Raw genomic sequence first — 13383 nt, 5'->3', positions numbered from 1 at the left:
ATGACTTCCCTTGCATCTAGAAAACCTTTTTCACCACAGAGGCACAGAGACACAGAGGAAACCAATTTTCAGATTATAGAAGTTCTCTGTGTCTCTGTGCCTCCGTGGTGAAGTTAGTTGAGGTTCTAAAATGAAAATCGCAAAAGTAGAAGCCATACATTGTGACGGCGGCTGGCGGCCGTGGACCTTCGTGCGCATTCAGACCGGCGACGGTCTGGTGGGTTGGGGCGAGTGCAGCGATAACCGTAGTCCGCACGGACTCGCGGGATGCGTGCGTGACCTGACCCCTCTCCTCGTGGGCCAGGATCCGCGCCCCGTCGAACGATTGTATTGGGACATGCTGCGCGCCACGCGACAAAATTTGGGTGGTGTCACGCACAAGGCCATGGCGGGGATCGAACTGGCGTTGTGGGATATCAAGGCCAAGGCCCTGGGCGTTCCAGTCTACGAATTATTCGGCGGGCCGCTACGCGACCGCATGCGGCTCTACTGGTCTCACTGCGGTACCACGCGAGCGGCCATGGGTCACGTGCTGGGCACGCCACCTCTTCGCACTTACGCCGACATCACCAACCTGGGCAAGGAAGTGGTGGCGCGCGGATTCACCGCGTTAAAGACCAACATCGTAATCCCTGGCGAGCCGGCGACTTGCTATTTCCCTGGGTTTGGCACAGGCATCAACTCCACGGACGGCGCACCCACGGTGGAGATCCTGGACGCCATCGAGCGCTTGATAGGCACCTTCCGCGATGCCGTGGGCCCGCAAGTGGGCTTGTGCCTGGATCTCAACTACAACTTTCGCACCGAGGGCGTGCTTCGCATCGGGAAACTGCTCGAACAATTCGACATGCAGTGGATGGAGTACGACAATTGGGATCCGGAAGCGCTGCTGCAAATCAAACAGTCCACCAGCACGCGGCTAGCCTCCTGCGAGAGCTTGGTGAGCACGCGGCAGTACCGCCCCTTCCTGGAAAAGCACGCGGTGGACGTGGCCATCATCGACGTGCCCTGGAATGGCTTCTCGCAATCGGTGCAGATCGGGCGCATGGCGGAAGCCTACGAAATCAACATCGCGCCGCACAACTACTACAGCCACCTCGCGGACCTGCACTCCATGCACTTATGTGCTGTATTGCCCAACGTGCGCATCATGGAAATCGACATCGACGACGTCGCTTGGAAGAAGGATCTGGTCACCAAGCCACCCGTCATCGAGAACGGTCATATGTTTCTTCCGGCCGGGCCCGGTTGGGGCGCGGATATCAACGAAGAAGTGTTACGCGCACACCCCTGGCCCGGGCCGCACTCCGCGCCTAAGCTCTTCTATGGCATGCGCGTGGAGGAGATGAGCTCGCGGCCGCGGGTTAGAGCGGCGCCACCGTGAATCCGCATTTCCCGCGGCTGTTCTCGCCCATCGCGCTGGCCGGGCGGCCTCTCAAGAATCGCATCGCTTTCCCCGCCGTGGTCTCGCTCTATGCGCGCGAGCACCTCATCACGCCGCGCTGGATGGATTACTACGCGGAGCGCGCCAAGGGCGGCGCCGCCATGCTGGTGACCGAGGGCTTGTCGGTACATGAAAGCTCCTCGCCGCAACCGGGAGTCGTCACCTTGTTCGATGATCGCAACGACGAACTTTTGCGGCAGGCCGCGCAGGCGGTCGAACAACATGATTGCCGTTTCGTCGGCCAGCTCTGGCATGTGGGAAGGCAGGCCCTGTGGAACCCCGTGGCCGCCCCCTGGGGCGTTTCGGATCTGCCCGATGCCTATAGTTGGTCCGTGCCCCATGTCATGAGCGTGGACGAGATCCAGATCCTGATAGACGCTTACACGAGCGCGGCGCAACGCCTGCAACGAGCCGGTTTCTCCGGCGTGGAATTGCACGGTGCACACGGTTATTTGATCGGGCAATTTCTCTCGCCGTGGTCCAATACCCGCACCGACGAATACGGAGGCGGCGTGGAGGGGCGCACGCGCTTCGCGCGAGAGGTGATCGCGTCCGTCCGCGCTACGTGCGGCAAGGAATTCATCGTTGGCTTGAAAATGCCGGGCGACGAAGGTGTGGACCGGGGCATTCAAGGCGAGGAGGCCAAGCGCCTGGCTCAACGTATTGCGCGCAACGATGCGCCTGACTACTATGCCTTTTCGCAGGGAAATTTCAGTTTGAGCCTGGAGAATCACGTCCCCGACATGCATTTTCCTCCAGGGCCGTTCTTGCCTCTCATCAAAGACCTCCGCTCGAGCTTGCCCGGCATACCGGTGATGGCCATGGGCCGCATCGTGGACGCGGCTCATGCGGAAAAGATACTTGAGGACGGTGGCGGTGATCTCATCGGTTTGGCGCGCGCGCTGATCGCCGACGCCGCGCTGCCCCGCAAAGCGGCACGTGGTGAAACCGTTCGGCCTTGCGTGTTCTCGAACGTATGCTGGGGTGAAATCCATGGTGGAAAGGCCATGGCATGCCTGCACAACCCCGAACTCGCACAGCATGACGAAGCGAGTTTTCTTCCTCCGCGTGCGGCCACGCGCAAGAAAATCGCGGTCGTCGGAGCTGGTGTCGCCGGTTTACAAGCGGCATGGGTGCTTGCGGCACGCGGACACGATGTTACGCTGTTCGGATCCGCCAACCCTGGCGGAAAGGCTCGCTTGGAGGCGAACCTGCCGGGCCGGGCGGAGATCGCAAAGGTCTATCGGTACCAGCTCCTGCGAGCCCAGGAATACCAGGTCAAATTTGAACTCGGGGTTCACGCCGGTTACGAAATTCTGGAGCAGATTGCTCCGCAAGCAGTGGTCCTTGCCACCGGGTCTCGTATGCGCGCTCCCGATTCCCTGAAAGAGGGCGCGCAGCGCGCATTAAGCTTACACGATTACTCTTCTCGCGCACCTCTACCCACGGATGGATTTCGTAATGCCGTATTATTCGACCAGGACCATACCCAGGCCACCTACGCCGCGGCGGAACATATGGCGGGGAGATTCCAACAGCTTACGATCGTCACGCCCCGCACGCAGTTGGGACGTTCGGTTCCCTACGTCAATTTGATCGGAATTTACCGGCGGCTGTATCAAACCCGTGTGGAGATTCTCAGCGCCCATCTCCCCGTCAGTTACAACGGCGAGGAGGTCACTCTGCACAATGTATTCAACGGCGACCAAACAGTCTTGAGTGATGTGGCGCTCTTTGCGTACGCCACGCCACGCATTGCCCATGGCCCGCTTGCACCACGGCTACGAGAGGCAGGTATGGATGTTTATCTTGTTGGTGATTGCTTCGCGCCACGCAATATGATGGCGGCCATTCACGAGGCCCACGAGCGGGCTTTGCGGATCTAAGCGGGCTCGCGGCCCGGTAAAAGCCGCGAGCCGCTGAAGTACTACAAGGACGTTTTCGTATCCTTTGGCTTTGGCGCGGAGAGAGAAAGTTCGCGGCATTCCGCGTCGCTCTCGTCGAGCTTGCCGTAGTTCACAACCACGAAGGTCTTCACCGAACACATCCCGAGAGTTTCCCCCCACTGCCTCGCGTTGCTCTGATCGATGACATCCGGCATGTTCTTGCGCAGTAAGGTGCTGCACTTGGCCGCCACTGAGAGTGCGGATTGTTCACACTGTGCCTCGGCCATGCTGAAGCAGCGTCCCAGCCGGACTTTGGGGCCACACAGGATGGATGCGGTGGCGGGTTTCATCATGTCGAGCCATACCTCGGTCGAAACACCAGAAGTCCCCGAAGCCACGCTTTGTTTCGCTTGGGGCGTGCTCGCGGGCTGCGAAGCGCAGGCGCTAAGCAGTAAGACCGTAACCGTGGCTAGGATTGCCTTCATATAACCCCATTCTCGTCTGTCAAATTTATGATAGGGGTATAGGCGCAACTTCCACACCAGCGCCTTACAATCGTGGATTAAGTGCCAAATCGGTTAGCCATGACTCCAACTTTCACCGGCGTATATCCTATTCTCGCCACCCCCTTCGGCGAGGACGAGCGCCTCGATCTAGCTTCCATGGAACGCATGGTGGATTTCATCTCCGGGCTCGGGGTGGAAGGCATCACCGTGCTGGGCGTGCTGGGGGAATCCAACCGTTTAATGGATAACGAGCGCGAAGAGGTTATTCGCGTTTCCGCCAAGGCAGCGCGCGGCCGCTGCGCGGTGATCGCGGGGACGAGTCATAGCGGAACGCAAGCCGCCTTGGCCCTCAGCACGATGGCGCAAAAGCTGGGGGCAGACGCGGTGATGGTCACGCCGCACAATGAACCCGCTCCCAACGACGAGCGCGTCTTGGAGTATTACCGCGCCATCGCCCAGGGCATTGGCATTCCCGTGGTCCTGCAAGACCATCCGGCCTCCACCCAGGTGCACATGAGCGTGCCGCTGATTCTGCGCATTGTGAACGAAGTACCCGGCATCGCCGCGCTCAAGGAAGAAGCGGTACCCACGCCGCCCAAAATTCGCGCCTTGAAACAAGGAATGAAGACAAGGCAGATTCCCATCCTCACCGGCCTTGGCGCTCTCTATGGGCAATTCGATTTGGAGGCGGGGTCCGATGGCTTCAACACGGGCTTTGCCTTTCCGGAGGTGCTGATGGCGATGGTGGCGGCAGCGAAGGCCGGCGACTGGAATCGCGTGAAGGCGCTATACACCAGGTTCCTACCGCTCATCGTGTTCGAACAACAACCCGGCGTGGCGGTGAGGAAGGAAATCTTGCGTTTGCGCGGATGGATCAAATCCAATCGCGTTCGCCATCCCGGTGCGGCCCTCGCCCCCGCCACCGCGGAACAATTACATACGCTAATCGAGCAAGTATTGCCGGGCGCCGATCTCACCAAGCGCCTGGATCCTCACCTTTGAATGCCTTCCAGCTCGCTCGTGCGCTCGCGGTACGCTCGCACTGGCGTCCTAGGACTCGGTAAGCTGCTGGCGTATGAGCGCATTGACCCGCGCAGGGTGTTCGTGCACGACCCAATGGGAGCCGTTGGAAATTCTCGCGACTTCGAGTGTGCGCACATGATCTTCCAACCCCGCCAAATTACCGGTGAGAAGGGCTTCGTCCTTTTCGCCCCAAATCACTAGCGTGGGAACCGTCACGTAAAAGAGTTTAGGATCCATCTCCACGGTATTGGGGTTCTCCGCCGTGGGGGGATGTAGGGGGGAAGCGCGGTAGTAATTCAGCGCGCCGGTCACCGCCCCCGGTTGCGCCCAAGAGACAAGATAAGCGGCACGGTCCGCCTGGGCCGCCGCTCCGCCGTTCTTGGCCCACGCATCCAAGGTCATGGCGGTGAGGCGCCGGTAGCCCTCTTCCGAGAGCAGCGCGTCAGCGCGCTGCTCGCGAAACAGATTCATATAACGGCTGGCCTGCTGCTGCGCGGGGTTATCACGCAGCTCGCGAGCGAAGGTAACCGGGTGCGGCGCGTTAATCACTATCAGCTTGCCGAGCCGCTCGGGATAGGCCGCGGCAAAGTTCCACGCTACAGCGCCGCCCCAATCGTGAGCTACCAAGGTGAACCGGCCCCATCCTAGGTGCTCGGTCAAGAGCTTGATATCTTCCACCAGATACCTGGCTCGGTACTGCCGAACATCCGCGGGTTTGGATGACAAGTTATAACCGCGCATGTCCAGCGCCACGGCACAGTGGTCCGCGCCGAACTCCAAGAGTTGGTCTTTCCACGCATACCAAAACTCCGGGAACCCATGCACAAAAAGAATGGGGCTCCCCTGCCCTGCCTGCGCATAATGCAAGCGCATTCCATTGGGCAAATCCGCGTAATGAAAGGAGAGATCCATCAGACCAGCGAACGCTCGATACGCACACCAACATAGCGTGCGCTGGGCACAACACCGGCCTTCGATACTTCCAGTTTCACCTGCAGGGCGTTGAACCGCGTGATCAACACCTGGGCAATGCGCTCGGCCAAGGGTTCGAGTAAATGGAACTCGTGGTTCGCCAGTACTTCTTGGACGCTTTTCACCACCTCGGCGTAGTCCACCGTATCGGCCAATTTATCGGTGTCGCAGGCGGCTATTCTGGTACGCCCAATTTCAATTTCCATGTGCAATGTCTGCGGTTTCCGCCGCTCTAATTCGTAGGCACCGATGGTGGTTTCCAGGCGCAGGTCCCGGATGATGATTACATCCATCACATGAATTCCCTCCCCCGCTTGCGGGAGAGGGCTAGGGTGGGGGCAAAGGTGCCGGCCAGGCCGGAGGCCACGCGAGCATCAGTCATATTTGATGTATTTGAAGCGCTGGTCATCATTGGGCGTGCCCTCCAAGGGGCCGCCATTCTTGGCCGGCTGCCACTGGATCACCTCCTCGATTTTGCTCGCCAGTGCGAAATCCTTGTCCGTGATGCCCTTGGCGGAATGGGTGGCCAGCTTGACGATCACGAAAGCGTAGGAAACGCTAAGGTCCGGATGATGCCAAGCAGCCTCCGCCAAGTGGCCCACAGTGTTGACCACCATGAGAGTGCCTTTCCATCCGGCCGTCTTGTATTTGCGGCGAATCCAACCGTCTTCCAGGTACCAATGCGGCAATTCGGCCGCGAGCCTGCTTTTCACTTCCTCTTCGCTGTAGACTTTCTCCATGAGGCCACCCCCTCTACTTACCGTCTCGATTGTAACGTCTGTTCCCCGGCGCGCCCGGGCGGACTGACTCACATGGCCAGCACAGAAGAACAGCGCATTGCCTGGGCCCTGTCGGGGTCCGGGCACTTCCTGAAAGAATGCCTTGATATCTTGCGCGAGATGGACCACGTGGATCTATTCCTGACGCAAGCCGCGGGGGAAGTGGTGCGCATGTATGGCTACGATCTTGCCAACTTCAAGCCCGGCTGCAAGGTCCATCGCGACAATACCGCGAGCGCGGTGCCAGTGATGTTCCTCTACGAGGGCAATTACCGAATGGTCGTTTTGGCGCCTGCCACGTCCAATACAGTAGCGAAATGCGTCGCGGGCATATCCGATACCCTGGTGACGAACTTCTACGCGCAGGCGGGCAAGTGCCGCATTCCCTCCATCGTCTATGCCTGCGATACCGCGCCGGCGCTCATCACCGATGCGCCAGGAAGACAAGTCTGGGTCTATCAGCGCCCCATCGATTTGGAGAATGTGGACAAACTCAAGACCTATCGCGATACCACGGTCGTGCTATCCATCGAAGCGTTGCGCGAACAGATCGCGGCTCATCTGGCATAGCCCGATGCCCGAGCACATTCTTTTTCTCACCGGCCGCCTCGCGGAAAACATCTTGAGAAAAGTCTTGGCGTCGCTGAATCCCCCGCCATTTACCTATGAAGTACGCGATCTGGGTCTGCAAGTGGCCGGGCTCATGACCAGCGAGACGGTCCATCGCAGGCTAGTGGATTTGAGCGGGGCGAATCTTGTCATCCTGCCGGGCCGCTGCCGGGGGGATCTCGATCCCTTGCGCGAGAAATTCGGGGTGGCCTTCGAACGCGGGCCCGATGAATTAAAGGATCTTCCACAATATTTCGGCGAAGCCGCGCGCACGGCCGATCTTTCGCGCTACGACATTCAGATTTTCGCCGAGATCGTGGATGCCCCTCTTTTATCCGTGGAAGGGATACTGATCCGGGCGCGCGCCTACGCGGCGCATGGCGCCGATGTGACCGACATTGGTTGCCTACCGCAAACACCCTTTCCCCATCTGGAAGAAGCCGTGGATGCGCTGCGCCAAGAAGGATTGAAATCCAGCGTGGATTCCGTGGACACTAACGAGTTATTGCGTGCGGGGCGCGCGGGATGCGACTATCTGTTGAGCCTCAAGCGGGAAACCTTGTGGGTCGCCCATGAGGTGGCTGCCACGCCCGTGCTCATTCCCTCCGAACCCGGCGATTTGGTATCGCTCCTCGAGGCGATGGATACCTTGGCTAAGGACGGGCGCGATTTCATCGCCGACCCCATTCTGGATCCCATCCATTTTGGCTTTACCAACTCCCTCCTGCGTTACCGGGAATTGCGCAATGCGCGGCCTAGCGCACAAATCATGATGGGAACGGGGAACCTTACGGAACTAACGGACGCCGATACCCTCGGCATGCAAGCGGTGCTCTCGGGCATCATGTCGGAACTATGCATTACTCATATGCTCACCACCCAGGTGAGCAAGCATGCGGCGGGCGCGGTAAAGGAAGCCAACGCCGCGAGGCGGATGATGCATGCCGCGCGCGAAGCGGACAGCTTGCCCCGCCGTTTCGGCCGGGAGCTGCTGGCACTGCGCGACACATCGCCCTTTCCCTACTCGGCCAGCGAGATCGCCGAGGCCGCCGCGAGCATCAAGGACCCAAGCTTTCGTATCCAGGTGAGCGAAGAAGGGTTGCACATCTACAACCGGGACGGCGTGCGCCAGGCGAACGATCCCTTCGCGCTCTAGCCCAAGCTCGGTGTGGACGCCGATGCCTCGCACGCCTTCTACCTTGGAGTGGAACTCGCCCGCGCGCAAATCGCGTGGCAACTGGGTAAGCGCTACGTTCAAGACCGCGAGTTGGATTGGGGATGCGCCAAACTGCGCGACTCCGATGCGCCCGCCGCGCACCGGAACCTGGCGAAGGGCGGCGCGTGATTTACGAAACGATCGTCACCACCCGCGCTCGCGGCCGCGACCAAATCGTGCCCTTGGCCATCCGGCATGAGGAGGCTTTCATCGTCCTCGCGCCATTTCGTCCCTCCATCACGTTGGACTTTCTCTTGGAATCGCGTTGCGCCGTCGTGAACTACACCGACTATGTGCGCGTATTCGCCGGTTGCCTGACGGGGCGCTACGATTGGCCCACGCGCCAAGCGGAGCGGGTCGCGTGCAACCGTCTGAGCGAGGCCCTCGCCCACTGCGAACTGGAGCTGGATCACGTTCATGAGGATGCGGTACGGCCCCGGCTTTATTTTCGCGAAGTGCACAGCGCCCACCACGCGCCGTTTCGCGGGATTCAACCGCGCGCAAGCCGCGGTCATAGAAGGCGCTATCCTGGTCAGCCGCTTAAGCATGCTGCCACGCGAGAAGGTCGAGGGCGAGATGCAGTATCTTGGCGTTGCCGTGCAAAAAACCGCCGGCCCCCGTGAGCGCGAAGCATGGAGCTGGTTGGTGGCCGCCGCGAAAAATTACCACCACGCAAAGGAAACGCCCTCGTGACCAAGATGCTAGCCAGCGTGACCAGCGTGTCCGAAGCCGTCATGGCACTCGAAGCCGGCACGGATATCGTCGATCTCAAGGATCCATCCCAAGGTGCCATGGGTGCGCTCAAGGCCGAAATCGCACGCGATATCGTGGAGGCCGTTGGCACCTTGGGCGTAACCAGTGCCACCGTGGGGGACTTTCCGGACATGGAACCCTCCGAAGTCGTTGCGGCTGCCCAACGCACCTCAAAACTCGGGGTGGGCTACGTCAAAGTGGGGTTCTGGGGCACCGCGAACGATGCCGCCTGCGCCTGCGCGCTCTCGCCCTTGTGCGCGGCCACGCGCGTGGTCGCGGTCTTGTTTGCCGACCTTCCCTACGATCCGAAGTTGATCGGTCTCTTGTATCGAGCCGGGTTCACCGGCGTGATGCTCGATACCGCGAAGAAAGAGGGCGCGTCTTTGCGCCTACTCAAAACCGAATTGGAGTTGGCGCTTTTCGTCCGCCGTGTGCAAGGCCTTGGCATGTTGGCGGGCCTCGCCGGGAAACTGCGTTTACCCGACGTGGAACCGCTCCTCGGCCTACGGCCAGACTACTTGGGTTTTCGTGGAGCCCTATGCGCCTCCGGGTCGCGTACAAATCAACTGGATCCGCATGCGTTTGCGCTCATTCGCGACGCAATGAGGGGGCGCCAAGATCCAAGCCTCCGCCAGCCGCGAATATCAGGGCAAAAGCAGATCGGTAAAGGGAACCCATTCCTTGCCGAAATAGTCGTTGAGATAGGGCACGCCGATCTTCGCGTTGGGACGGTGTTTGAGAATGTGCTGAGCGTAAAGCTTCGCTTCAGAACGGTAACCCGGCATCCAGCCGATGGTCCACGGAAACTGCTTGTAGTCGCTCCAGCCCGAATCTCCGCCCGCCACAAAGAGCTGCGGGACTTGTTTCTGGTTCAGGTACTTTCGTACGGACTTGTTGGTGGCGGTGCCCACGGAGTTGAACATGAGCAGAACTTCGTCTTGCCCCACCAAACGCCGCGTGTGTTCCACGGTTTTCGCGGGGCTGTAGCCATCATCCAGGCTAATCAATTTGATCTTGCGGCCATTTATGCCGCCTTCGGCGTTGACCTTATCGAAGTAGGCCGCCTGTGCGCGCCCGATGGCCCCGTACGCCGAGATGGGTCCGCTGTATGGCATGGTTTGCCCGATCTTGATTTCGGTATCGGAGGCAACGGGACTGTACTTTTTCTCCGCGCCAGCGGGTTGACTGGCCAGCCCCTTTCCCTAGAAATTGTATTGGCGCGGCAAGAGTGCTCGAAAATCTTTCTGACCACGGAACACACGGAATACACGGAAAGTACCCAGTTTGCCTCGTCCGTGTATTCCGGTGCGCCAGGCCAATCCTGGCTGGTCTTATGAACTGAAAGGAGTTTAATCACCTCACCAGATGAGGCGATTAGGGCGGCTCTTACCGCCTTATCTATGGGGACGTGCCGACAAGCGCTCCGTGCGCAAGAAATCCCGGTTGTAATCCACGTAGTGGGTCGCGCCGTACTTGATGATGTTGCGCTTGGTGTCGTCCAGCGCCCCTAGCTGGCGCGCGGGGCGGCCTGCCCACATGAAGCCAGAACTTAAGCGTTGTCCAGGCAGAGTGACGGTGCCGGCGGCCACCAGAACGTCGTCTTCCACCACGGTGCCGGGGGCCAGCACTGCCCCCATGCCGATCAAGGAGCGGTTGCCGATGTCGCAGCTTTGCAAGGTCACGTTGTGACCGATGGTTACTTCCGCGCCGATGCGCACGGGACCGGCATGGGCCAGAATCACAGTGTTGTCCTGGATGTTGGTGCCAGTTCCCGCGCTGATGCTGTGTTTTGCGGCATCCAGTTCGCAGCTGAACCACACGCTTGCATCGGGCTCCAACATGATACGGCCGCGCGCCGATGCGGTGGGGGCCACGTAGTTCGATTCGCCCGGCGGGAAGCCTTCGCTCTGCATGGGTTGATGGCGCGTGGCCAGCATCAAGCCGCGCACGCGTGCGCTCGCGGCGGACAATTGTTCTGAGGTGATGGGCCGCAAGGGCTTGGCGGGACTCCCCTCGCACCAATGGCCAGACGGTAATTGCGTGCGAGGAAAGACCACGGAGCCGGACGCGATCACGCAACCCTCCCCCACCACGGAGCCGTCGAGGATGGTGACGTTATCTTCCACGACGCAATGGTCACCCACTTCGCAGGCATGCACGGTGGAGTTCATTCCCACGGTGACGCCGCTGCCGATGATGGTCGGCAAGACGGCATGAGCGATATGCACCGCAGAGCGTGCGCCGAACCAGAAATCATCGCCCACGGTGACGTAGTGACCGTCGGCCCGGATCATCGCCAAGGTTGCGAAGTAGGCGCCCTTTCCCACCGTTGCGCGGCCGATGATTGCCGTCCCTGCTCCCAATGCAACTGGCTGTTCGGCGAGTTTGGGGACGTGATCTAGATAGGGCAACACCAGTAGGGATGAGTGCATCGTGATCTCTCTTAGACAGCAAGTTCGCTAAAGGGCGCGACAAAATTCTTCCCTCACCCTCGGTCCCTCTCCCGGAGGGCGAGGGAAGTAAAAAGTCCTTTATCCAGGGGGAGAAGAGAGAGGAGAGATCCAATCCAAAAACGCTTTTCTTTGTGACTCTGTGTCTCTGTGGTGAGATTATCTTCAGAAGACTGGATTCTCGCGATATGTCCCCCAGATGCCCCGCAAACACTCCACGAAATCGCCCATGGTGGCACCTGCCTTCGCGAGTTCGATGCTCACCGGCATGATGTTTTGCGTGGGGTCTTTCGCGGTGGCGGCAAGCTTCGCCAGCAGTTCTGACATTTTCCTTGGATCGCGCTCGCGCCGCACTCTTTGGGTACGCGCGATCTGGCGGTCGGCAGTCGTTTGGTCGTAGGCATGGGTTTCGATTTTCATCTTCTCTCCATCCTCGACGTAGGCGTTGACGCCGATCACCGGCTTCTCGCCAGACTGTTTGCGCAGTGCGGTTTCGTAGGAAAAGTCCGCGATCTGTTTCTGGAACCAGCCCTCTTCGATGAGATTGATGGTGCCGCCGCGCGCATCCACGTCCGCCAGAATTTCGAAGATGCGTTTTTCGTAATCAGAGGTCAGCGCTTCCACGTAATAGGAACCTCCCAGGGGGTCGATCACGTTGGTGACATTGGTTTCCTCCGCGATGATCTGCTGGGTACGAAGTGCGATGCGCATCGCATCCTCGGTGGGAATGGCGAAGGCTTCGTCGTAACCGTTGGTGTGCAGGGATTGGGTGCCGCCCAGCACGGCGGACAAGGCTTGCAAGGCGGTGCGCACGACGTTGATCTGGTGTTGCGGTTTGGTGAGCGTGGCTGCCGCCGTTTGCGTGTGGAAGCGCAACCGCATGGAATCCGGATTCTTGGCCCCGAAGCGCTCCTTCATGATCTTGGCGTAGCAACGGCGCACCGCGCGGAACTTGGCGATCTCCTCGAAGAAATCTCCTTGCGAAACGAAGAAGAAGGCGAGGCGCGGCGCGAAGACATCCACCGGCATGCCAGTCTTGGTGACTTCTTCCACGTAGGTGATCAAGTTCGCCAAGGTGAAGGCCACTTCCTGCAAGGGCGATGAACCGGCCTCGGAGATGTGATAGCCGGAGATGTTGATGGGGTTGTAGCGCTTCATGTTCTGCGCGCAGTACGTGATGCAATCGCGCACGATGCGAACCGAAGGCGCGATGGGATAGATGTATTCCTTCTGCGCCATGTACTCCTTCAAGATGTCCGCCTGAATGGTGCCGGAGAGCTTGTTCAAATCGTGGCCGCGCTTTTGCGCGAGCGCCACGTACATCGAGAGCAAGATCCAAGCGGTGGGATTGATGGTGAGCGAGACGGAGATTTTTTCCAGGTCGATGCCATCGAACAACGCTTCCATGTCCGCCAGCGTATCCACCGCCACGCCCTCGCGGCCCACTTCGCCTTCGCTCATGGGGTGATCGGAGTCGTAGCCCATCAAGGTGGGCATGTCGAAATCCGTGGAGATCCCCGTCTGGCCCTGCGCGATGAGGTACTTGAAGCGCCGGTTGGTATCCTCACCCATGCCAAAGCCGGCAATCTGGCGCATGGTCCAATTGCGGCTGCGGTACATGGTGGGGTACGGCCCGCGCGTGAAGGGATAACGGCCCGGCAAGCCGATATCGCTTAAGGGCACATGGGCAACGTCCGCCGCCGTATAGGTGCGCTTGACGGGGAAATCTCCGATGGTGAAGAACT

Annotated in this window: 10 protein-coding genes and 4 pseudogenes; 7 read left to right on the top strand and 7 right to left on the bottom strand. The window is 59.9% G+C overall.

All coding sequences use genetic code 11. The features are described from left to right. Nucleotides 1-130: 130 nt before the first annotated feature. Both EXR36_13180 and EXR36_13175 read left to right on the top strand, forming a co-directional pair. Entirely contained in the window at nucleotides 131-1384 is a 1254-nt protein-coding gene (locus EXR36_13180; protein MSQ60557.1) for a mandelate racemase/muconate lactonizing enzyme family protein, read from the top strand. 50 nt (nucleotides 1385-1434) lie between these two features. Continuing rightward, nucleotides 1435-3330, top strand: a pseudogene (locus EXR36_13175) (oxidoreductase). Between the two features lie 41 nt (nucleotides 3331-3371). Here EXR36_13175 and EXR36_13170 read toward each other — a convergent pair. Continuing rightward, nucleotides 3372-3815, bottom strand: a complete 444-nt coding sequence (locus EXR36_13170; protein MSQ60556.1) for a hypothetical protein — start codon at nucleotides 3813-3815, stop codon at nucleotides 3372-3374. 81 nt (nucleotides 3816-3896) lie between these two features. Here EXR36_13170 and EXR36_13165 point away from each other — a divergent pair, with 81 nt between their 5' ends. Continuing rightward, entirely contained in the window at nucleotides 3897-4838 is a 942-nt protein-coding gene (locus EXR36_13165; protein ID MSQ60555.1) for a dihydrodipicolinate synthase family protein, read from the top strand. Between the two features lie 48 nt (nucleotides 4839-4886). On the opposite strand, the gene EXR36_13160 is transcribed toward EXR36_13165, so the two are convergent. The 3 genes from EXR36_13160 to EXR36_13150 form a co-directional block, all read right to left on the bottom strand. After that, nucleotides 4887-5771 (bottom strand): alpha/beta hydrolase, encoded by an 885-nt coding sequence (locus EXR36_13160; protein ID MSQ60554.1) that lies wholly within the window; start codon nucleotides 5769-5771, stop codon nucleotides 4887-4889. Further along, on the bottom strand, nucleotides 5771-6127 hold the full coding sequence (locus EXR36_13155; GenBank protein MSQ60553.1) for a dihydroneopterin aldolase: 357 nt from the start codon (nucleotides 6125-6127) through the stop codon (nucleotides 5771-5773). Before EXR36_13155 ends, EXR36_13160 begins: the two co-directional genes overlap by 1 nt. Before the next feature lie 78 nt (nucleotides 6128-6205). Beyond that, nucleotides 6206-6571 carry a 4a-hydroxytetrahydrobiopterin dehydratase gene (locus EXR36_13150; GenBank protein MSQ60552.1) on the bottom strand — a complete coding sequence of 122 codons (366 nt, stop codon included), beginning with the start codon at nucleotides 6569-6571 and terminating at the stop codon, nucleotides 6206-6208. A 72-nt stretch (nucleotides 6572-6643) separates the two neighbouring features. Here EXR36_13150 and EXR36_13145 point away from each other — a divergent pair, with 72 nt between their 5' ends. The 4 genes and pseudogenes from EXR36_13145 (at nucleotide 6644) to EXR36_13130 (ending at nucleotide 9760) form a co-directional block, all read left to right on the top strand. Continuing rightward, complete coding sequence (locus EXR36_13145; GenBank protein ID MSQ60551.1) at nucleotides 6644-7180, top strand: flavoprotein; 537 nt, start codon at nucleotides 6644-6646, stop codon at nucleotides 7178-7180. A gap of 4 nt (nucleotides 7181-7184) precedes the next feature. Further along, nucleotides 7185-8564: pseudogene (locus EXR36_13140) on the top strand (dihydropteroate synthase). Beyond that, nucleotides 8561-9128, top strand: a pseudogene (locus EXR36_13135) (DUF447 family protein). Before EXR36_13140 ends, EXR36_13135 begins: the two co-directional pseudogenes overlap by 4 nt. Then, a pseudogene (locus EXR36_13130) lies at nucleotides 9125-9760 on the top strand (hypothetical protein). The pseudogenes EXR36_13135 and EXR36_13130 overlap by 4 nt, the downstream one beginning before the upstream one ends. A 72-nt stretch (nucleotides 9761-9832) precedes the next feature. Here EXR36_13130 and EXR36_13125 read toward each other — a convergent pair. The 3 genes from EXR36_13125 to EXR36_13115 form a co-directional block, all read right to left on the bottom strand. Then, nucleotides 9833-10303: a hypothetical protein gene (locus tag EXR36_13125; GenBank protein MSQ60550.1), complete on the bottom strand. Its 471-nt coding sequence runs from the start codon at nucleotides 10301-10303 to the stop codon at nucleotides 9833-9835. A gap of 279 nt (nucleotides 10304-10582) precedes the next feature. After that, a complete protein-coding gene (locus EXR36_13120) occupies nucleotides 10583-11620 on the bottom strand; it encodes a gamma carbonic anhydrase family protein (protein MSQ60549.1) in 1038 nt (345 codons plus the stop codon). 183 nt (nucleotides 11621-11803) lie between these two features. Next, nucleotides 11804-13383: methylmalonyl-CoA mutase (locus EXR36_13115; protein ID MSQ60548.1), on the bottom strand; the 1580-nt coding region annotated here is incomplete at its 5' end.

It is taken from the genome of Betaproteobacteria bacterium, from assembly GCA_009693245.1.
In the GTDB taxonomy this organism is placed as follows: Bacteria; Pseudomonadota; Gammaproteobacteria; order Burkholderiales; family SHXO01; genus SHXO01.
The sequence above is the reverse complement of the archived record's forward strand: the minus strand, read 5'-3'. Positions and strand labels throughout refer to the sequence as shown.

What these genes read in the sequence shown, in the direction of transcription:
- EXR36_13180 (MSQ60557.1), top strand. Translation starts at nt 131, where the DNA reads ATGAAAATCGCAAAAGTAGAAGCCATACATTGTGACGGCGGCTGGCGG.
- EXR36_13170 (MSQ60556.1), bottom strand. Translation starts at nt 3,815, where the DNA reads ATGAAGGCAATCCTAGCCACGGTTACGGTCTTACTGCTTAGCGCCTGC.
- EXR36_13160 (MSQ60554.1), bottom strand. Translation starts at nt 5,771, where the DNA reads ATGGATCTCTCCTTTCATTACGCGGATTTGCCCAATGGAATGCGCTTG.
- EXR36_13150 (MSQ60552.1), bottom strand. Translation starts at nt 6,571, where the DNA reads ATGGAGAAAGTCTACAGCGAAGAGGAAGTGAAAAGCAGGCTCGCGGCC.
- EXR36_13145 (MSQ60551.1), top strand. Translation starts at nt 6,644, where the DNA reads ATGGCCAGCACAGAAGAACAGCGCATTGCCTGGGCCCTGTCGGGGTCC.
- EXR36_13125 (MSQ60550.1), bottom strand. Translation starts at nt 10,303, where the DNA reads ATGCCATACAGCGGACCCATCTCGGCGTACGGGGCCATCGGGCGCGCA.
- EXR36_13120 (MSQ60549.1), bottom strand. Translation starts at nt 11,620, where the DNA reads ATGCACTCATCCCTACTGGTGTTGCCCTATCTAGATCACGTCCCCAAA.